The 20,187-nt window shown below is 66.8% G+C and carries 19 protein-coding genes; 6 read left to right on the top strand and 13 right to left on the bottom strand.

Features of this window, described 5'->3' with window-relative positions:
* The first annotated feature begins 34 nt into the window (after positions 1-34).
* Positions 35-1,303 (top strand): O-antigen ligase family protein, encoded by a 1,269-nt coding sequence (locus tag AB4Y68_RS00280; RefSeq protein WP_441453012.1) that lies wholly within the window; start codon positions 35-37, stop codon positions 1,301-1,303.
* Here the strand turns inward: AB4Y68_RS00280 and AB4Y68_RS00275 are convergent.
* From AB4Y68_RS00275 to AB4Y68_RS00235, 9 genes are all read right to left on the bottom strand, one after another.
* Positions 1,300-1,611: a cupredoxin domain-containing protein gene (locus tag AB4Y68_RS00275; RefSeq protein WP_441453010.1), complete on the bottom strand. Its 312-nt coding sequence runs from the start codon at positions 1,609-1,611 to the stop codon at positions 1,300-1,302. The two genes, AB4Y68_RS00280 and AB4Y68_RS00275, sit on opposite strands and share 4 nt — an antisense overlap.
* A gap of 28 nt (positions 1,612-1,639) precedes the next feature.
* Positions 1,640-2,161: a DUF4142 domain-containing protein gene (locus AB4Y68_RS00270; RefSeq protein WP_441453009.1), complete on the bottom strand. Its 522-nt coding sequence runs from the start codon at positions 2,159-2,161 to the stop codon at positions 1,640-1,642.
* Between the two features lie 81 nt (positions 2,162-2,242).
* Complete coding sequence (locus tag AB4Y68_RS00265; protein WP_441453007.1) at positions 2,243-2,956, bottom strand: RNA polymerase sigma factor; 714 nt, start codon at positions 2,954-2,956, stop codon at positions 2,243-2,245.
* A 137-nt stretch (positions 2,957-3,093) separates the two neighbouring features.
* Positions 3,094-4,716, bottom strand: a complete 1,623-nt coding sequence (der, locus tag AB4Y68_RS00260) for a ribosome biogenesis GTPase Der (RefSeq protein WP_441453006.1) — start codon at positions 4,714-4,716, stop codon at positions 3,094-3,096.
* A 32-nt stretch (positions 4,717-4,748) separates the two neighbouring features.
* The gene (locus AB4Y68_RS00255; protein WP_441453004.1) at positions 4,749-6,170 is read right to left on the bottom strand and encodes an outer membrane protein assembly factor BamB family protein; all 1,422 of its coding nucleotides are present in this window, start codon (positions 6,168-6,170) and stop codon (positions 4,749-4,751) included.
* A gap of 23 nt (positions 6,171-6,193) precedes the next feature.
* On the bottom strand, positions 6,194-6,973 hold the full coding sequence (locus AB4Y68_RS00250; protein ID WP_441453002.1) for a tetratricopeptide repeat protein: 780 nt from the start codon (positions 6,971-6,973) through the stop codon (positions 6,194-6,196).
* A gap of 145 nt (positions 6,974-7,118) precedes the next feature.
* Positions 7,119-7,538 carry a hypothetical protein gene (locus tag AB4Y68_RS00245; protein ID WP_441453000.1) on the bottom strand — a complete coding sequence of 140 codons (420 nt, stop codon included), beginning with the start codon at positions 7,536-7,538 and terminating at the stop codon, positions 7,119-7,121.
* Positions 7,528-8,085 (bottom strand): RNA polymerase sigma factor, encoded by a 558-nt coding sequence (locus AB4Y68_RS00240; protein ID WP_441452999.1) that lies wholly within the window; start codon positions 8,083-8,085, stop codon positions 7,528-7,530. The genes AB4Y68_RS00245 and AB4Y68_RS00240 overlap by 11 nt, the downstream gene beginning before the upstream one ends.
* Positions 8,086-8,109: 24 nt before the next feature.
* Positions 8,110-8,493 carry a DUF6249 domain-containing protein gene (locus AB4Y68_RS00235; protein ID WP_441452997.1) on the bottom strand — a complete coding sequence of 128 codons (384 nt, stop codon included), beginning with the start codon at positions 8,491-8,493 and terminating at the stop codon, positions 8,110-8,112.
* Positions 8,494-8,692: 199 nt separating this feature from the next.
* Between AB4Y68_RS00235 and AB4Y68_RS00230 the strand changes: the two genes are divergently transcribed.
* Positions 8,693-8,932 (top strand): DUF2188 domain-containing protein, encoded by a 240-nt coding sequence (locus AB4Y68_RS00230; RefSeq protein ID WP_441452995.1) that lies wholly within the window; start codon positions 8,693-8,695, stop codon positions 8,930-8,932.
* Here the strand turns inward: AB4Y68_RS00230 and AB4Y68_RS00225 are convergent.
* The gene (locus AB4Y68_RS00225) at positions 8,929-9,279 is read right to left on the bottom strand and encodes an ArsC family reductase (RefSeq protein WP_441452993.1); all 351 of its coding nucleotides are present in this window, start codon (positions 9,277-9,279) and stop codon (positions 8,929-8,931) included. The two genes, AB4Y68_RS00230 and AB4Y68_RS00225, sit on opposite strands and share 4 nt — an antisense overlap.
* Before the next feature lie 206 nt (positions 9,280-9,485).
* On the opposite strand from AB4Y68_RS00225, the gene AB4Y68_RS00220 reads away from it, so the two are divergent.
* Positions 9,486-9,731, top strand: coding sequence for a hypothetical protein (locus tag AB4Y68_RS00220; protein WP_441452992.1), 246 nt, complete (start codon positions 9,486-9,488; stop codon positions 9,729-9,731).
* Positions 9,732-9,930: 199 nt separating this feature from the next.
* Here the strand turns inward: AB4Y68_RS00220 and AB4Y68_RS00215 are convergent, their stop codons facing one another.
* Positions 9,931-11,658, bottom strand: a complete 1,728-nt coding sequence (locus tag AB4Y68_RS00215; RefSeq protein WP_441452990.1) for a radical SAM/SPASM domain-containing protein — start codon at positions 11,656-11,658, stop codon at positions 9,931-9,933.
* A 249-nt stretch (positions 11,659-11,907) separates the two neighbouring features.
* Between AB4Y68_RS00215 and AB4Y68_RS00210 the strand changes: the two genes are divergently transcribed.
* On the top strand, positions 11,908-12,555 hold the full coding sequence (locus AB4Y68_RS00210; protein ID WP_441452989.1) for a glutathione S-transferase family protein: 648 nt from the start codon (positions 11,908-11,910) through the stop codon (positions 12,553-12,555).
* A gap of 9 nt (positions 12,556-12,564) precedes the next feature.
* Here AB4Y68_RS00210 and AB4Y68_RS00205 read toward each other — a convergent pair whose 3' ends face one another.
* Positions 12,565-13,824, bottom strand: coding sequence for a hypothetical protein (locus AB4Y68_RS00205; protein WP_441452987.1), 1,260 nt, complete (start codon positions 13,822-13,824; stop codon positions 12,565-12,567).
* Between the two features lie 78 nt (positions 13,825-13,902).
* On the bottom strand, positions 13,903-15,237 hold the full coding sequence (locus AB4Y68_RS00200) for an Hsp70 family protein (RefSeq protein WP_441452985.1): 1,335 nt from the start codon (positions 15,235-15,237) through the stop codon (positions 13,903-13,905).
* Between the two features lie 101 nt (positions 15,238-15,338).
* Here AB4Y68_RS00200 and AB4Y68_RS00195 point away from each other — a divergent pair, with 101 nt between their 5' ends.
* Entirely contained in the window at positions 15,339-16,514 is a 1,176-nt protein-coding gene (locus AB4Y68_RS00195) for a DNA cytosine methyltransferase (protein WP_441452984.1), read from the top strand.
* A 31-nt stretch (positions 16,515-16,545) separates the two neighbouring features.
* Positions 16,546-20,175, top strand: coding sequence for a hydantoinase B/oxoprolinase family protein (locus AB4Y68_RS00190; protein ID WP_441452983.1), 3,630 nt, complete (start codon positions 16,546-16,548; stop codon positions 20,173-20,175).
* Positions 20,176-20,187 lie beyond the last annotated feature (12 nt).

Below are 20,187 nucleotides of genomic sequence, written 5' to 3'. Positions count from 1 at the left end.
ACTGACGGCCGGCGGGGCGTCCCGGTCGGGGCCCGTGACCCGTGCGACGCCCTATGCGGACATTCTGGCGTTCCTGGCCTCGGTGCTGGTGGTGCTGATCTATTCGCAGTCCTGGGCCGCGCCGATGACGGGTTACGGCGCGCGCTCCGCCGACTTTCTGCGCAACGGCTACTACCCCGCCTACGTCCTGGCGGTCGGCCTGGTCCTGATCCGACCGGGCGCGGCGCTGAAGGCCCTGGCCCGCTCGCCGCTGATGATCCTGCTGCTGGCGCTGACGGCGGCCTCCGTCCTGTGGTCGATCAATCCGGACGTGACGCTGCGCCGGGTGTTGGCCCTGCTGTTCACGACGCTGGGCGGCGTCGCCCTGGCCTCGCGCTGGCGCTGGGCCACCCTGGCCGAGATCTTCGCCACGGCCATGGCGGTGATGATGGTCGCCTCCCTCTTCCTCGGAGCGTTGATGCCCGAGTGGGGGCGGATGCAGGAAATCTTCCCCGGCGCCTGGCGCGGCCTGTGGCTCGAGAAGAACGCCCTGGGCGAGAACATGGGGCTGGCCGCCCTGTTCATGACGGCCGCGGCGATCATGGTCCCGGCGCGACGGCGTCTGTGGCTGGCTCTCGCGGTGATCGCGGCGGTGCTGGTGATCCTGTCCACCTCCAAGACCGGTCTGGTGGTGCTGATCCTGTCCTTCGCCAGCATGGGCTTCGTCGCCCTGGTCCAGGCCGGACCCAAGCGCGCCATTGTCGGCACCTGGCTGGCCGTCGTGGCCGTCTGCGCCGCCCTGCTGGTCATCGTGACGCGCAGCGATCTGATTTTCGATTTGCTGGGCAAGGACGCCACCCTGACCGGCCGAACCGAAATCTGGGGCGGCATCCTTCACCAGATGCAGCAGCGCCCGTGGACCGGCTTCGGCTACGGCGTGGTCTGGGATGATACGTCGCCGGGCGGCCCCAACGCCTGGATCGCCCATGAAGCCAAGTTCACCGCCGCCCACGCGCACAGCGGCTGGCTGGAGGTCTATCTGGCGCTCGGCATTCCCGGCGTCGTCCTGCTGGGGGCCTGGATGGTCGAGATGTGGGGCCGGTCGCTGTGGGCGGCCTATGCCCGCCCGTCGGGCTGGCTGCTGATGCCGATGATGACGGCCTACACCCTGACCATGCTCACCGAGAGCATCACCATGAACTGGCACAACCTCCGCTGGGTGCTGTTCGTCGCCCTGGCGTTGAAGGCGGTCATCGGCGATCAGGATGCGCCAGCGCGGGTCGTTCCTGTATCTTCGCGCGTGCGAAGACCGAGACCGTTCTAGGCTGCGACGACGATCTGCCCCGTCATGGCGGGGTGAAAACGACAGGCGTAGGGAAAGGTCCCGGCCGCCCGCATCACCGCCGACCCCGTCGCGCCGGGCTGAAGGTCGACATCGAACACGCCATTGCGGGCCGTCGCCGTATGCCGGAATATATCCCGATTGACCCAGGCCACGGTGTCGCCGACCCGCACGCCTATCGGGGCCGGGCCGAACTTCATCTTGTCGACGACGATGGTGTGGGTCCGGGCCGCAGCGGCAGCCGGGAGCGCCGGCGCGAACGCCAACGCTCCCGCCGACATCAGGAGCATTCGCCGGGAGAGGCGCTCCGATCTCAAATCAGGGGAATTCATGAGCCAGGTGCTCAGCATGGGCCTGATGCTGCTCGAACAGTTCCAGCCCCGTCTGCAGCAGGGACTTCAGCTCGGGGTTGTCGGCGTCGGGGATGAGCGTCTTGCGCAACGCCTCGTTGACGGTGCGGTGATAGGCGACCTCGTTGTCGATATAGGCCTTGTCGAAGGCCCTGCCCGAAAGCCCGGCCAGCCGATGACGGGTCGTCGCCGCCGCCTCGCTCAACGACGCGCTGGTCGGATTGGCTTCCGGCGTGACATGCAGACGGGTGACGAGAGCCAAGGCCTGCTGGTTCACCGCCGCATGATCGCGCTCCATAGTTTCGGCGAAGGCGCGGACCTGGGGATTGGTCGACTTCTCCAGCGCCTGCTTGGCCGCGTCGATGTCCAGTTGGCCAGCGGTATAGGCGATGTGCGCGATCTGGGGGTCGGTCGGGCCGGCGTTCTGGGCCATGGCCGGAGCCAGAGGTGCGAACATCAGGACGCCGGCCAGCAGGAGGGCTTTCGACATGGGGTTTCTTCCTTTGCTGCGACGGCTTGACCGCCATCGTCTCAGCATTTGACGTCACATGACCGGAAAGGTTCCCCCCGCCTAGGCTAGCCGCCCTTCCCTACCCAATCTTTCCAGCACCGCCTCGGTGATGCGCGCGCATCGCGCCCCCAGGAAGGGGAAGACGCCGACCATGGTCGCGCCCAGTTGGACGTCCAGCGCCTGACGCAACAGGCGACGCGCGCGGTGCAGCCGGGTCTTCACCGTCTCGGGCTTCAGCCGCAGATTGGCGGCGGTCTCCTCGATGGTGCATTCCTCGATGTCGCGCATGATGAAGACCATGCGAAAGGGCGCCGGCAGGTCGTCCACGGCCCGTTCGATCAGGTGCCGGATCTGCATCCGCGCCGCATCGACCTCGGGGCTGCCGCCGCCAAAAGCGCCGACACCAAGGGCGTTGGGGAAAGGGATCACCTCGGCGGCCGTTTGCTGCGCCTGCTCGATGACATCCAGATCGACGGTGGGCCGGCGCCGACGCACCCGGTCCCGTGCTTCATTCAGAACGATCCGGGTCAGCCAGGTCAGGATACTGGCGTCGCCGCGAAAGGCGCCCATCGCCGCAAAGGCGCGCGCATAGGCCTCCTGCAGCACGTCTTCCGCCTCGGTATCGTCGCGGACCACGCCCCGGGCGATGCGGAACAGGCGCTGATTGCCTAACTGCATGATGGCGCGAAACTCCTCGCGGTCGCCGGACTGGGCCAGGCGCACCAGATCAGCCTGATCCAGCGCAGCGTAGTCGTTGGGTTTCCGCAGGTTCATGACGCGCTCCATCCAAGGCCTTTGGACGCGCGACGGTGGCTCAAGGTTCCCGAAAAGACAAAGGGCGAGCCGTCGTCGCCGACCGCTCGCCCTTCAACCTGTTCCGGCAGCCTGTTCCGGCAGCCTGTTTGGCCGCCTTACTTCTTCGGCGCGTGCTTCTGGCCGGTGCGGACCCGGCCCGAGCGCGAGACCTGACGGGCGCCGCCGCGGGCGCCCTTCTGGACCGCGATGCTCTGGCCAGCCTTCTTGCTGGAGCTGGCCTTCAGACCGCCCAAGGCCTTCACCTTGGGCTTGATGCCCGACTTCTTCTGCGCCAGCGCCTTGCCGGGCAGGTTCGACAGGGCCTCGGCCTTCTCGGCCTTCAGCACCTTGCGCGGCGCGGTCTTGGCGTCGCCCTTGTAGCGTTCGGGACCGGACTTGGAGCCGCCCTCGGCATAGGGGTTGGCCGAGCCGGACTTGACCGTCAGCCGGATCGGCGTGCCAGGCAGGTCGAAGCTCTCACGCAGGCTGTTCACCAGATAGCGTTGGTAGTGCTCGGGCATGTCGGACGCCCGGCTGGCCATCAGCACAAAGGTCGGCGGACGGGCCTTGGTCTGGGCCATGTATTTCGGCTTCACGCGCTTGCCGTTGACGGCGGGGGGCGGATGCCTCTGGGTAGCCATGGCCAGCCAGGTGTTCAGGTCCTTGGTCTTGACCTTCACCGACCAGGTTTCATAGGCCTTGATGATGGCCGGCATCAGCCGCTCGACGCCGCGTCCGTTGTGCGACGACAGGGCGACGAAGGGCGAGCCCTTCAGCTGCGGCAGCTTGTTCTCGGCCAGGGATTTGAGCTCGGCCATCTTGGCCTGCGGCTCTTCTTCCAGGTCCCATTTGGACGCGACATAGACCAGGGCGCGGCCTTCGCGCTCGACCAGGTCCGCCAGTTGCAGGTCCTGGGTGTCGAAGGCGTCGTCCTTGTCCATCACCAGCACGACCACCTCGGCGAAGGTGATGGCGCGGATGGTGTCGGCGACCGAGAGCTTTTCCAGCTTCTCCTGGACGCGGGCCTTGCGGCGCATCCCGGCGGTGTCGACGAAGCGGATCGCGCGACCTTCGTATTCCCAGTCAACCGAGATGGAGTCGCGGGTGATGCCGGCTTCGGGACCGGTCAGCAGGCGGTCTTCGCCCAGCATCCGGTTGATCAGCGTCGACTTGCCCGCATTCGGACGGCCGATGATGGCGATGCGGATCGGCTTATCCGGCTCGTCGATCTCTTCGATGAAGATGTCGGCCGAGGCCGCGATCAGGGCCTGATACAGGTCGGCCATGCCCTCGCCGTGCTCGGCCGAGATGGCGACCGGCTCGCCGAAGCCCAGCGCGTGGGCTTCCCCCACGCCGCCGCCGCTCTCGCGGCTTTCGGACTTGTTGGCCAGCAGGATGATCGGCTTGTGCACCTTGCGCAGGCGCTCGGCGAAGATCCGGTCCAGCGACGTCACGCCCTCGCGGGCATCCATCATGAACATGATGACTTCGGCGTCGTCGAGCGCGGCCTCGGTCTGCTCGCGCATCCGGGCTTCCAAGCTGTCGTCCGTGACGTCCTCGTAGCCGGCCGTGTCGATCAGCGTCAGATCCATGTCGCCGATATTGCCGTCGGCATAGCGACGGTCACGGGTCACGCCCGGGCGATCATCGACCAGCGCCAAACGCTTGCCGACGAGTCGGTTGAACAGTGTCGACTTGCCCACGTTGGGCCGGCCGACGATGGCGACTTTTAGAGCCATGTCGGCTTTCTAACTCAAAAACAGAGAAAAGATCAGCGGATGCTGACCAGTTGCCCCTTGTCCGTCAGGACATAGAGGGCGCCATTGTAGGCGGCGGGGGCGATATAGGCCGCCGCGCCCAGCTTCAGGCTGGACTGCTGCGCGCCGGTCTTCGGATCAAAGGCCACGGCCTCGCCGTCCGAGTTGACCAGCACCAGACGGTTGGAGGCCAGGATCGGACCCGACCATACGGGACGAACCGTCCTGGCGCCCATGCCCAGGAAACCGCCTTCCTTGCGGACGCGGCCCTCGTTCAGGTCGCGGGTCCAGTAGACCTGGCCCGTGTCGCGGTTGACCACGGTCAGTTCGCCCGACTTGGACACCACATAGACCACGTCCCCGACCGGCAGGGGCGCGTTCACGCCGGCGACCGGCAGCGACCATTTCGGCTGGCCCGAGCGAATGTCCATCGCCTCGAGAACGCCCGACTGGCTGATGGCGTAGACGAAGCCGCGGCTGACGACGGGCCGTCCGGCGATGTCGCGCAGTTCCGACAGGGCGCTGGTGCGGCTGGTGCGCGACAGAACCTGCTGCCACACCGGCTGGCCGTTCGAGGCGCGCAGCGCCACAAGCTCACCCGAGGAGAAGGGCGCGAGAACCGTGTCGCCGCTGACCGCCGGGCTGGAAGCGCGCATGATGCGGGCGGGCTCGGTGATGCCGCGATAGGACCAGTCCTGCTGGCCATTGTTGACGTTGAAGGCGACCAGTTGGTTGTCGACGTCGATGACGAAAAGCCGCTGGCCGGCGACGGTCGGCGCGCCGTGGATCGGCACTTCGACGCTGGTGCGCCAGACTTGGGCGCCTGTGGCGGCGTCCAGCGCCGTGACGCTGCGATAGCCAGAGGAGACGAAGACCTTGCCGCCGCTGACGGCGACGCCGCCGCCGAAGCCGCCCCCGGTCGATCCGCCGCCGATGCCGATGCCCAGGATGCGGCTGCCGCGATCCCGCTCGTCGACCTTGACGCTGGCCTTCCACAGGACAGCGCCCGTGCCGGCGTCCACAGCCGTCACGCCGGCCTCGCCGTCCAGGACGAAGATCTTGCCGTCGTCGGCGACGACCGGGGCCATCACCTGACGCGTCCGGCTGGACCCGACGCCGATGTCGCGTTTCCAGCCGATGGCGAAGTTCTGGGCCGCGATGACGTGTTCGACGGCGTTTTCGGCGTTGCCGCCGGGCTGGGTCCAGGCGGTGGCCGCCTGGGGGCCCGGCAGGAAGAAGTCACGCCCGGACAGGGCGGCCGAGGGGGCCAACTGCTGTTCGAACTCCAGGATCGAGATGCGCTGTCCCTCGGTCGCCTTGGCGACGTTCTCCTTCGAGCCGCCCATGCCGAACGGCAAGGCGTTGCGCACGGTGCCGCAGGAAGCGACGGTCATGGCGAGACCGCACAGCAGGGCGACTTTCAGCGTTCGGTTCATGGAGGGCGTCCTGAAAGCGTCGATTACGGGCGAGCGGCGGCGGGCGCCGCCTCGGCTTCGGCGGGAGCCGGCGCTTGGGCCGGAGCGACGACGACCGGCGCTGCTGCCGGCGCCGGCATGGCGATGGCGGCGCGAACGATGGCGGCCAGACCTGCGGCCGTGCCCGAATCAATCGCCTCGACGCCCGCCTGGGCGCGTTGACGAATGTCGTCCGGCACGCCCTGGCCCAGTTGCAGTTGAACGAAGGCCTGACGCGCCTCGGCGGTCTTGCCGTGCTGGAGTTGAGCCATCGCCAGGGCTTCCTGGGCGAAGGCGTGCAGCGGGCGCTTGTCGGCGGCCAGCGGCTCCAGACGCTTCTGAATGTCTTCCAGCGAGGCCGTATCCATCAGCAGGAAGGTGGCCTTGATGGCGGCGGCGTCGGCGATGATCGGGTCGCCGGCGGCCTTGGCGGCCTCGTCGAACAGTTTGACCGCGTCCTGAGTCTTGTTCGCCGTGACGGCGATTCCCGCCTGCTGCATCAGGGCCAGCGCCTTATAGGCGCCGTTGCCCGACTGAGCGGCTTCGGCGAAGGCGGTGTCGGCGCCCGACGGATTGTTGGCCTGAAGAGCCTCCATGCCGCGATCATAGGCGGCAGAGGCCTTGTCGGCCTGGTTCGTCACATAGCTCTGCCAGCCCCACCAGGCCAGGGCGGCGACCAAGGCGACGACCAGAAGGCCCGCCAGGATCGGCAGCCAGGTGCGCGCCAGACGCTTGTATCGATCGGAGCGAAGCTCCTCCTCGACCTGTTCGAAGACATCAACCACGAAACGTCGCCCCAAAAACCGCTGCCAAGACTGGCCTCTAAACCGGCGCGACCCTAGAGGGTCGTCGTCGCGCCCGCAACGCAGGCGTTACGCCGCGACCGGCTTTTTGCAGCAGTAGGTCGCGACTTCGGCAGGAAAACGGCGGTCAGATTTCCTGAGACAGTTTCACGACGCCCGCCGCCAGCAGGGCGACCAGCACCCCGGCCGTGGCCCAGAACAGCTGCATTCCGCCCATGGAACCCAGGTCCATGCCCGTCAGGCCGAGCCGATCCATCAAGGACTGTATGGCCAGACCGCCGTCCACCCCGGCCATGGACAGCCCATGCGCAGCGGTCTGGGCCGCCGCCGGCGAGGACGGCGCCGCGAGATTGAAATCGACGCTGAGAACCTCGCGAACGGCGATGACGCCGCCGACCAGGCCCGCGACCGACAGGGCCGCCGTCCTGAACCGCGAGGTCCTGGACAGTTTCGCCGCCACTCCCGCCTCGAACTGAGCCGAATCGGCAAGGGCCGGCGCGCGCGCGAACAAGCGCTCGATGACAGGGTCGAACTCGTCAACCGACATGGGACGCGCTCCCGTGAGCAACCGGTTCCGGCTGGAGCCGGGCCCGAAGTTTATCCAGACCACGCTTGACATGAGATTTCACCGTTCCAAGCGGCAAATTAATGGCGGCCGCGATTTCGGGATGAGAGAGGCCTGCGCCATGGCACAGGGAGACGCACAGCCGCTCCGGTTCGGTCAGCCCCTTCATCGCCTCGTCCAGATCCATGCGACCGGCGCTGTCGACGTTGGGCGCGATCTCGTCATTCTCGACCTCGGCCACATAGCGGGCGTCCTTCGAGCGACGTTTCAGATACAGTCGCGCCGCGATGCGCTTGATCCAGGCGCCGAACGTCCCCTCGCCCCGAAACTCGGCGCATTTCTCGAACGCCAGCAGAAAGGCGTCCTGGGCCACGTCGTCGGCCAGGGCGGGTTGCGCCCCCATCCGACGCAGCAGACCGCGCACCGCCGGGCTGTGGCGACGCACCAGTTCCCCGAACTCGCGCCGCCCGCCCGCCGCCGACAGGGCGGCGAGTTCGACGTCGTGCAGATCGCGCAAAGCCTTGGCCATGACGGTCTCCCCTCCCCGCCGCCCTCAGCCCTTGTTCTTGTTGAAGAAGCTCAGGACGATGAAGGCCAGACCGATCATGCCCGGGATCGCGGCGACGCCGCTGATCGGATAGAAGGCGTCCATGTCGGCAAAGCTGATCGCATAGCCGAGGATGGCGATGCCCACGCTGACGGCCAGCAGGATGACGCCGACACGCAGGTCGCGGGCGGCGGTCGCGGGCGGCTTGATATTGTCCTTGCTCAGCGAATCGATGACCTCGGGCGGCAACGGCTGACCCTTTTCGATCGCGGCGCGCAGGGTCGCCTGCATCTCCTTGCGCTCCTTGCTCTTGAGCCAGGCCGGCACGACCACGATCGCGATGATCATGATGAACGGCGCCAGAGGAATGAGAACTTCGAGTCCGCGCATGGGTTTCGCCCCTTATTGAACAGTGGAGCCGAGCGTGACGCTGCGGCCTTCTGATCACAAGAGGCGATGATCGGCCCGATCAGATGCAGGATCGCGCATGAACTCTTTGTAAGGCGCGGCCCGCGTCACCACAGCGTGACTCGACAGCGCGCCGCCGCGGGTCAAGCGTCTGGCGGGCTTTCAACGGACAGGGCTTCTCATGACCCAGATCACCTATCGCATCGTTCCCCACGACGGCGGCTGGGCCTACAAGCTGGGCGACAGCTTCTCGGAGACCTTCGCCACACACGACGCCGCGCGCGCGGCCGCCGTCGCCGTTTCACGCGAGCAGCAGGTGCCCGACCGCACCTCATGGATCGAATACGAGGACGCTTCGGGCCAGTGGATCACCGAACGCGCCGACGGCCACGACCGCCCCGCGACCGGGGTCGAGGATTAGCCGAAGACTTCCGCGTAGCGTTCAGGCTTGAATCCCACCAGCGTCCGGCCGTCGCCCAGGTCCAGCACTGGCCGCTTGATCATCGACGGCTGGGCCAGCATCAGGGCGATCGCCTTGTCGACGTCGATCTCCTGACGATCCGCCTCGGGCAGCTTGCGGAAGGTGGTCCCGGCCCGGTTCAGCACCGTCTCCCAGCCATGCGCGTCGATCCACCGCTCCAGATCAGCCCGGTTCGCGCCGGAGACCTTGTAGTCGTGGAAGGCGTAATCGACGCCGTTCTCATCCAGCCAGACGCGGGCCTTCTTCATCGTGTCGCAGGCCTTGATGCCGTGAAGGGTGATGGTCATGCGGCGCTCCCTCGCTTTGCCGAGGGCCGCGATCTGACATCGGGAGACGGAGGGGTCAAATTCCGCTGTCTGGCTTGAAGCGAATATCCGCAGCGCCCCCCATGGCGGACGCTGGCAGCGTATGCTCTCCTTCCCTCATGGCCCAAAACGCACAGTCCAGGGAGGTCATTTTTGAGCACGCCGTTGGCGTCTTGCGCAGAGTTACGATGTCCGAGGCAGAGCCCATCACCGAGGCCACCGAACTGTTCTATGATCTAGGGCTCGCCGGCGAAGATTTTGCTGAAGCTGTCGAGGGTATAAGAGCGCCCTACGGGACAGACTTCAGTCAAATGGACTTACGTCGCTACGGTCCGGGCGAAGTGTACGACCCCGGTTTCGATATCGTGCGGGATTTCCGCGAATGGCGGGGGGAAACGTACCTTTCGCAGCCTGACTCTCGCCAGCTTGATTGATGCAATCCAGGCCGGATCGTGGAACGACCGCTAACCACCCCGGACCGACCTTCTAAACGCCCGCTTCCAGCCGTCGAGCTCGATGTCTGCTCTACGGCGCTAAAGTGGGCCGGACGCGACCCAAAGCTGACCTCCAACGCCACAGACGAACCGCGCAACAGTCAACGGGCTCTGCCAGCCCTTCGCGCCGGTAGGGACGTCATCCCTTGATCCTGATCGAGGACGCCCCGCGGAATTCGAGGTCGAGGCCACGCGCCCGGACCCGGAACTCAAGCGGCACGTAAGCCGGTACGTCGAAACTGATCGTGAAAGGCTGACCGTCTGTCGGTCTAGCAAACCGGCGAACTGCCAGGGTGCCAGAGGGCGAAACTACTTCAAGGACCAGCCGGGAACGGGGTTCGCCCCTGAGTTTGGAAATGTCGAAGGTGAGGCAGTATCGCCCCGGGTAGAGGGGTTTGTATGGCCCAAATACCGTCGCCTTGGGGCCCGATGTGAATGGCGCTCGCAACAACTTCAGCCACGACCGACGCGCCTTCACGCGAAAAATGTCAGGGCTTGCGTCCACCAAGCCACGAGCCTGAAATTCCCGCGGTGTGAAAGCACGGCGAGCGTCGCTCTCTTTCAAGCGCTCGGAGACGAGCGAGAGAATGGAAGTCTCGCAATCGTTTTTACAGGATGCGCAGGTCTCGATCTCGTTCCAGCGCTTATTGTTAAGAATATCTGCTGCTCTCTGTCTTCCAGCGTTAGACAGGACTTCACGAACACTTTCCTTGGTCAGATCCCCGATAATTGTTCGGCGGTGGAAATCTTGGCAGCAAGTGACCACAGTCCCGTCCCAGTCGATGACGAGATCCGCCAGAATGGTCGGCGAGCAACCTGTAGCAACGGGCGCGAGCGCCGCATCTTCGAAGGCGTCGGCCTGACCGCCCCGATTCATCAGATAGGAGTAGAATGTGGAGCCCGCTCCACGCCCCTCCCACAGATCTCTTAGAGCGGCCATCTCGTGCAGATTGCGCTTGTGCACCGGCGAGATGATTCGAACCGGCTTGCCTCTCCGGTCTTCGATAAGCTGTTCCACCCGAGGAGCCGTCCGCGCCAGCTTAAGTGGACGCATCGAGGCATTATAGACTTCAGAGGTCACGCCTTCGACGTGAACGACCACGTCGTCAGCGTAGGATAAAGCCTCTCTGTGTTTGTCGGACTCATAGACGCCGGCATTTGTCGACGGGCAGATGATGGCCCTTGGCAAGCGCCTACGCACGAGCCGCATGCGCTCAAGGAATAATGGATCTGAAAGAGGATCGCCGAATAATCCGAACACCACGCCGCCGCTGAAACCCATCTCGGCCAGCTCGTCGACGATCCTTTCAAACAAGGCCATGTCCATGAAGCCTTTGGCCTGGGTTTTTGAATAGGCCTTGTTTGTCGGGCAATGGAAGCAGTTGGCGTTACAGACTGCCGTCGTGCCAAAGATGACCGACTTGGGCACCATCTCGTCGAGATCAAACTGCGGGAAAAACCGGAAGAGCGCCTCGTTCCCTTCGTAACGTTGCACGGGGGCTTGAGTGATGAAACGAAGATGCGTCATTCGGGCGTAAGCCGAGGCTTCACCTTCCAGAAAGATGCTAGCCGCCTCACTTAAAGAGAAGGTGAGAGTCATGGCATCCGCTTTGGACGCGGCCTCCGGCTCAGAAGTATCCAATGTCGCCTGAGCTAAAATTTCTCCTGTTTCAGACACGGCTGTGAGGCTTATAAACTGACGCCCGGCCTGCCTGGGCAGCATAACCTGCATCCGCAGGGTGTTTGGACCAGTTCCTAAGTTCAGCGTCTCCCTGCAAAAAACGCCGCCCGCCGCGGCACTCTGAGCGGGTGTCAAATCGTCATTAAGGCGCGCAGATGGATTGAGGCCGCCACGAAATGACTGCACCGGTATTCTCCAGGAGATTGAGGGCGAGGTTTTCGGTAACAGTGTATTTCGAAAGAGCCAACCTTTCGATGGCCTGCCGCGCCTCTACGTCCACCGGCGTCCGATGGGTTAAGCGACCAGCAGACTTTGAAAACCGGTTCCTTTGGCGACAGCCGGGGCCGCTCTGTGAACCCGCGATGTCCGCTCCCCACCCCCGGCGGACATTTTGAACGTCTGCAGACGAGCAACAAGGTTTGGAAGGACACGCGCATGAAGCTCTACGCCCACCCCTTTTCGTCCTACTGCCAGAAGGCGCTGATCGCCCTTTATGAGAACGACACGCCGTTCCAGTTCAGACTGCTGGAGGACGAGGCGTCCTTCGCCGAGTTGGCGGCCTTGTGGCCGATCGGGAAGTTTCCGGTGCTGCAGGACGGGAAGCAGAGCGTGTTCGAGGCCACGTCGATCATCGAGCATCTGGCCGTGCTTCACCCCGGCCCGGTCCGCCTGATCCCTGACGATCCCGCCGCCGCCGTCGAGGTGCGGATGATGGACCGGGTGTTCGATAACTATGTCTCGACGCCGCAGCAGAAGCTGGTGGCCGACGTCCTGCGGCCCGAGGCCGACCGCGATCCCTACGGCGTGGCCGAGGCGAAGCGGCTGCTGGAAACGACCTACGCCTGGCTGGACGGCCGACTAGCGGGGCGGGAATGGGCCACGGATCACGGCTTCGGCCTGGCCGACTGCGCGGCGGCGCCGGCCCTCTTCTATGCCGACTGGTCGCATCGCATCGACGCGCGGTTCGAAACGCTGAGGGCCTATCGCGCTCGACTGCTGGCCCGCCCGTCCGTAACGCGGGCGGTGGACGAAGCCCGCCCCTATCGCGCCTACTTCCCGCTGGGCGCGCCGGACCGGGACTGATCTAACCGGCTAAATCTTGTCGAAACCGCCGCCCGCTGCAACCATCCCGCCGGAGATGCGCAGGCTGTCGATGGACCCGTGCTGTTCGATGGGGGCGACGCCGGCGCCGTGGGTTTTCAGTCCGCCGGCGATGTCGATCTCGCGGGCCGAGCCGCCGGGTTTGATACTCAGGGCGATGGCCGACAGCGTCACCACCACGCCCTTGACCAGGGAGGGGCCGGTTCCGCCAAAGGTCTCGATGCCGCGCCGCACCAGAAGTCGGCCGATCGGCTGGCTGATCTGGATGCCGACCGCCCCGTCCGCGCGGGTCACGACCCGGTCGAACTCGGCCGAGCCGACTGTCCCCGTATAGACGTTGAAGCCCCGCGCGCCCTGACCAAAGGTCTCGATCGTCGCATTGACCCTCAGTTCGTGCACCGTGCCGAAATTGACGAAGCCTATGCCGCTGGGGCCGTAGGAGGTGATCTTGTCGTCGGCGATCCAGCGATCGACCACGCCCCAGTTGTCCAGAACCATGTCGTTGACGCCATAGGTCACGACCGGGCCGCGATTCCGAACCAGATCGACGTGCGCGCCATAGACGGTGAAGACGCCGCCGGTGATCTGATCCGGCGTGCCGGGGGCGATGCCGCCGTCGCTATAGACGGCATTGGTCTCCAGCCGGCTGACCGCCAGACGCCCGCCGGTATCGCCGGCCCCGCTGACGAAGACGCCGCTGCCGCGCACCGGGGCGCCGTTGCGGCCCACCGAGATGCCGACCAGATCGGCGCTGACCACGGCCTCCTTGTCGACCTGCATGTTCCACAGGGTGAAGGCGCCCTGCAGGACATAGACGCCGTAACCGTGCGGCCGGTCGGTTTCGGCCCGCGCATCGGCGGCGATGATGTCCAGATCATGCACCTCGACATGGCCGCCGCGCACCTTGTCACGCGCCAGGATCTGCACCCGACCGATGGTGGTGACGCCGTGCAGTTCGATCCGGCCCAGGCTGAAGACGGAGGTGTCGTTGAAGATCGCCCGCCGATCCGGCGCGACGGTCAGGCGAATGTCGTGCACCCGGTTGCCGGTGGTCAGCCGCAGCCCGTCGGCGCCGTCAGCAAAGGTGATCGACGCGCGCCCGTCGTCCCCGCGCAGCGACTGTCCCGGCGACAGGGTGATCGAGGGCGCGTCGGTCAGTGCGCCGCTCACGACGATGTGGCGGGTGCTGCTATCTCCGGTCGCGGCGGCCAGTTCCTCGACCGTCGCGACGATCGTTTCGAAGATGCTCATCTCACGCCTTTCGATGCGGTCAGCGCCGCCCCGGCTTGCCGAAACTCACGCCCGCAATCGAAGGTTCCCGAGCGGGGATCAAGCCGCCGCCGCGACCCCGGCCCGCTCGCTCCACAGGTCCAGATCAGGCTCGCGCCCGATCAGGGCCAGGCCCGAGGCGATGGATTCGAACTCGCCGCCGGTCTCGATACGGTCAGCGCCGAAGCGGCGGATGAAGATGTCGCGCACCGCCGGCACGAAGGAGGTGCCGCCGGTCAGGAAGACGCGGTCGATCTGCGCCCCCTCCAGGCCGGACTGGGCCATGGCCTCGTCCACGGCGGTCTCCATCGCCTGCAGTTCCGGCGCGATCCAGCCCTCGAACTCGGCGCGCTTGACCGGCTTCTCGATCCGCACCGATCCGGCGAGGAAGGAGAAGATCGCCTCCTCGTCCCGCGACAGGGCCTCCTTCAGGCCGGAGACGGAGCGGTAGAGGGCATAGCCGTGGTTGTCGTCCAGCACCTCGATCAGGCGCGCGATCTTCTCGGGCTCCAGCGCCGTCGAGGCCAGGCCGCGAATGTCGCGCATGTCCTTGGACGCCCGCAGCAGGGCCAGTTGGTCCCAGCGCGCGAAGGCGCTGTAGTAGCGTTGCGGGATCGGCAGACGATTGTCGAAGGCCCGGTACAGGCTGCCCTTGCCCAGTTCTGGCGAGACCAGCTGGTCGATGATCCGATAGTCGAAGGCGTCGCCCGCCACGCCGACACCCGACCGCGCCAGCGGCGTCGAGCGCAGGGCGCCGCCCGACCGCTCGAACCGCACGACGGAGAAGTCGCTGGTGCCGCCGCCGAAGTCGGCGACGAGGACATTGGCGTCCTGTTTCAGTTCGCGCGCAAAGAAGAAGGCCGCGCCGACGGGCTCATAGGCGTAGCGAATGTCGGTGAAGCCCAGACGGGCGAACGCCGCCTCATAACGCTCCAGCGCCAGGGCCTCGTTGGGATTGCCGCCGGCGAAGGTCACGGGACGGCCGACGATGATGCGCGGCGGCAGGTCGTCCATCGCCCCGTCGGCATGGTGCTTCAACCGCAGCAGGAAGGCCGAGAGCAGATCTTCAAAACGATAGCGGCGGTTGTCGATCCGCGTCTCGGTAAAGGCGGCGCTGGCGGCGAAGGTCTTGAACGACTGGATGAAGCGGGTGTCCAGCGGGTCCTCGACATAGGCGTCGATGGCCCAGGGCCCGGCCTCGATCACCCGCTCGGGCGAGCCCCCGTCGCGCGCCTCATGCAGTTGGAAGCTCAGCGCCGAGCGGAAGGCGAACAGGTCCCTCTCGTCCGCCTGGAACCGCACCAGGGTCGCCGGGCCGTCGCCATGGGTCAGCGACACCACCGTATTGGTCGTGCCGAAGTCGATGCCGATGGTGGCGGGCGTCGCGGACGTCATGGGAGAACCTGCGGGGAGAGGGGCCGGGGTTCGTAGTCCCCTGCCCGCTGGCGTCAAGAGCGAGCGTGGAAATGGACGCCGGCCTGGGTCACAGTGCCGGGATGCGCGATTCGTCCCCCTCAGCCCCCAGCTTCTATGAGTTCTTCGCCGGCGGCGGCATGGTCCGCGCTGGTCTCGGGCCGGACTGGACCTGCCTGTTCGCCAATGATTTCGACGCCAAGAAGGGCTTCTCCTATCAGGCTAACTGGGGCACGGGCGGCGAGCTGACGGTCGGCGACATCCGCGCCCTGGACGCGGCGCAGCTGCCGGGGTCTGCCGATCTGATCTGGGGCTCCTTTCCCTGTCAGGACCTGTCGCTGGCGGGCGCTGGGGCCGGGCTGGACGGCGAGCGATCCGGCACCTTCTATTCCTTCTGGAAGCTGATCCACGGCCTGATCGCAGACGGCCGCGCGCCCCGCATGGTGGCGGTCGAGAACGTCTGTGGCGCGCTGACGTCCCATGGCGGCAAGGATTTCGAGGCCATCTGCCGCACCTTCGCCGAGGCCGGCTATCGCTACGGCGCCCTGGTCATCAACGCCGACCGGTTCGTGCCCCAGTCGCGCCCGCGCCTGTTCATCATCGGCGTCCACGCCGACGTGGAGGTCGCCCCCGAACTGCTGTCGCCTGAGCCCATCGAACCCTTCCATACCCGCGCCCTGCGTCGCGCCGTGGGGAACCTGCCCGAGGCCGTGCGCGAGCCCCTGCTGTGGTGGAACGTGCCGACACCCGAGCGGCGCATGGCTGTCTTCGCCGACATCATCGAAGAAAAGCCCGACAGCGTCGCCTGGCACACTCAGCTCGAGACGAAAAAGCTGCTCGACATGATGTCGCCGGTCCATCTGGCCAAGGTTGCGGCGGCCAAGCGCGCCGGGCGGCGCATGGTCGGCGGCGTCTATCGCCGGACCCGCGTGGATGAGACCGGCGCCAAGGTCCAGCGCGCCGAGGTCCGCTTCGACGACGTGGCCGGCTGTCTGCGCACCCCGGCGGGGGGCTCCAGCCGCCAGGTCATTCTGGTGGTCGAGGGCCGCCGCATCCGCTCGCGCCTGATCTCGGCCCGCGAGACGGCGCGTCTGATGGGGCTGAAGGACAGCTATGTCCTGCCCCGGCAATACAGCGACGCCTATCACCTGACCGGCGACGGAGTGGCGACGCCGGTCGTGCGGCATCTGGCGGAGCATATCTTCGAGCCGCTCGTTCACGGCGTGGTCGCCGCTATCGACGGCGCACAGGCCGCCTGACTGCGGCTTTCGATCGACAGGACGAGCGAACATGACGGCGTGGCGTTTCTGGATTGATCGTGGCGGCACCTTCACGGACATCGTGGCGCGCGCGCCGGACGGGGCGCTGCAGACCGGCAAGCTGCTGTCGGTTAATCCCGAGCAGTACGCCGACGCCGCCGTCGAGGGCATTCGCCGCATCCTTGGCGCGCCCGCAGGACCCCTGGCGGCGGGGCTGGTCGATGAGGTGCGGATGGGCACCACGGTGGCGACCAACGCCCTGCTGGAACGCAAGGGCGAGCCGACCCTGCTGGCCATCACCGCCGGCTTTGGCGACGCGCTGCGGATCGGCTGGCAGGCGCGGCCCGAGTTGTTCGTGCGGCATATCGTTCTGAACGATCAGCTCTATGACCGCGTGGCCGAGATCGACGAGCGGGTGACCGCCGACGGCGCGCTGGATCGCCCGCTGGACGAGGCCAAGGCGCGGACCGACTTTGCAGCGGCCTATGCGTCTGGGCTGCGGGCCATCGCCATCGTCCTGGTCCACGGCTGGCGCTTCACCGCCCATGAGACGCGGCTGGCCGAGATCGCCCGCGAAGTCGGGTTCGAACAGGTTTCGGTCAGTCATGAGGTCGGGGCGCTGATCAAGCTGATCGGGCGCGGCGACACGACCGTGGCCGACGCCTACCTGTCGCCCATCCTGAGGGCCTATGTGTATCGGGTCGGGGCCGACCTGGGCGAGGCGACGCCGCTGCAGTTCATGCAGTCGTCGGGCGGACTGACGGCGGCCGACGCCTTCCGGGGCAAGGACGCCATCCTGTCGGGACCGGCGGGCGGCGTGGTCGCCATGGCCGAGACGGCGAAATCCGCCGGCTTCGACCGCGTCATCGGCTTCGACATGGGCGGCACCTCGACCGACGTATCCCACTTCGCCGGAGACTATGAGCGGACCTCGGACGCCGTGGTCGCGGGTGTGCGACTGCGCGCGCCGATGCTGAGCATCCACACCGTGGCTGCCGGCGGCGGCTCGATCTGCCGCTTCGACGGCGGGCGGCTGCGGGTCGGGCCGGAGTCCGCCGGGGCCGTGCCGGGACCGGCCGCCTATCGTCGCGGCGGGCCGCTGACGGTGACCGACTGCAACGTCATGCTGGGCAAGCTGAGCCCCGCCTTCTTCCCCGCCGTCTTCGGTCCCCACGCCGATCAGCCGCTGGACGCCGAGGCGGTGCGAGCCAAGTTCGAGGCCATGGCCGCTGAGGTCGCGAACGCGACGGGTCGAGCCACAACGCCGGGTGCCCTGGCCGAGGGTTTCGTCACCATCGCCGTGCAGAACATGGCCGAAGCGATCCGCTCGATCTCGATCCAGCGCGGCTATGACGTGACCCGCTATGTGCTGAACTGCTTCGGCGGCGCGGGCGGACAGCACGCCTGTCTGGTAGCGGACGCCCTGGGCATGACCAGGGTGCTGCTGCACCCGTTCGCGGGCGTGCTGTCGGCCTATGGCATGGGGCTGGCCGAGGTGCGCGCCATCCGCCAGACGACGGTCGCCGCGCCGGCCACGAGTGATCAGGATGCGGGGCTGGCCGACCGCATCGCCGAACTGGCCCAGGCGGCCCGCGCCGATCTGGAAGCGCAGGGCTTCGCATCCGAGGCCGTCTCGACCCTCGCCCGCGCCGAGATCAAGTTCGCCGGGTCCGACACGCCCCTGACCGTACCCTTCGGCCCCGCCGCCGCCATGGCCGAAGCGTTCGAGGCCCTGCACCGTCGCCGTTTCGGTTTCTTCGCTGACGGCAAGGCACTGGTGGTCGAGACGCTGGAGGTTGAGGCTGTCGGACGCTCGGATCAGGCCCCGACAACGCCGCTCGCGGCCAGCGCCGCCGAACTGAGCGCCGCCGCGCAACTGACCGTCCGCATGGCCGGCGAGGATCGCGACACGCCCGTCTATCGCCGCGACGCCCTGACGCCCGGCGTCGCCGTCGACGGCCCCGCCGTCCTGCTGGAGGACACCGGCACCACCGTCGTCGAGCCGGGCTGGCGCGCCACGGTCGACGCGGCGGCCAACCTGCTGCTGGAACGGGTGGTCGCCCTGCCCGCCCGCACGGCCATCGGCACCGACGTCGATCCGATCATGCTGGAGGTGTTCAACAGCCGCTTCATGGCCTGCGCCGAACAGATGGGCGAGGCCCTGCGCGCCACCGCCTATTCGGTGAACATCAAGGAGCGGCTGGACTTCTCCTGCGCCGTCTTCGATGCGGGCGGTGCCCTGATCGCCAATGCGCCGCACATCCCGGTGCATCTGGGGTCGATGGGCGAGAGCATCCGCACGGTCATCACCTCGCGCGGAACAGCCGCCAACGGTCGCGGCATGAGGCGTGGCGACGTCTACATGCTGAACGCCCCCTACAACGGCGGCACCCACCTGCCCGACATCACCGTCATCATGCCGGTGTTTCTGGACAGCAAGGAAGCAGAAGGAGGCGACGCCCCGACCTTCTTCGTCGCGGCGCGCGGCCACCACGCCGATGTGGGCGGGATCACGCCGGGCTCCATGCCCGCCTCGTCACGCACCGTGGACGACGAAGGCGTGCTGATCGACGACTTCTTGCTGGTGGACGCTGGACGGCTTTGCGAGGCCGAGACGCGGGTCCTGTTCGCCTCTGGTCCCTGGCCGTCGCGCAATGTCGATCAGAACCTGGCCGACCTGAAGGCCCAGGTCGCCGCCTGCACGCGCGGCGCCGATGAACTGCTGCGCATGACCGGCGAGTTCGGCCGCGCGGTCGTCGCCGCCTACATGGGCCACGTTCAGGACAATGCCGAAGAAGCCGTCCGCCGCGCCATCGCCGCCCTGAAGCCGGGGGCCTTCGCCTATGAGATGGACGACGGCGCCGTCATCCGCGTCCGCATCGACGTGGACGCCGCCAACCGCAGCGCGGTCGTCAACTTCACCGGGACCAGCGACCAACTGCCGACCAACTTCAACGCCCCGCTGTCGATCGCGCGGGCGGCGACCCTCTATGTCTTCCGCACCCTGGTGGACGACGCCATTCCTCTGAACGAAGGCTGTCTGAAGCCGATCGAACTGATCGTGCCGGAAGGCTCCATGCTGAACCCGCGGTATCCGGCGGCGGTCGTAGCGGGGAACGTCGAGACCAGCCAGGCCGTGGTGGATGCGCTGTATGGCGCCCTGGGCGTCCTGGCCTCCAGCCAGGGGACGATGAACAACTTCACCTTCGGCGACGAGACGCGTCAGTATTACGAAACCATCGCCGGCGGGTCCGGCGCAGGCCCAGGTTTCGACGGGACCAGCGCAGTCCAGACCCACATGACCAACAGCCGCCTGACAGATCCCGAGGTGCTGGAGACCCGCTTCCCCGTCCTGCTGGAAGAATTCTCGATCCGGCGCGGCTCGGGCGGCGCGGGGCGCTGGCATGGCGGCGACGGGACGGTGCGGCGCATGCGGTTCCTGGAGCCGATGACGGCGGCCATCCTGTCCAACCACCGGCGCGTGCCGCCCTTCGGCGTGGACGGCGGCGAACCGGGCGCGGTTGGGGTCAACCAGGTCGAGCGAACCGACGGAAGCGTCGAGACGCTGGGCGCGACCGCCGAGGCCGCCATGGAACCGGGCGACGTCTTCGTCATCGAGACGCCCGGTGGCGGCGGCTTCGGCGCAAAAGACGCTTCCTGAGCCGACCGAACC

It is taken from the genome of Brevundimonas sp. 2YAF1 (genome assembly GCF_052114745.1).
In the GTDB taxonomy this organism is placed as follows: domain Bacteria; phylum Pseudomonadota; class Alphaproteobacteria; order Caulobacterales; family Caulobacteraceae; genus Brevundimonas.
This window is presented reverse-complemented; position numbering and strand designations above follow the sequence as displayed.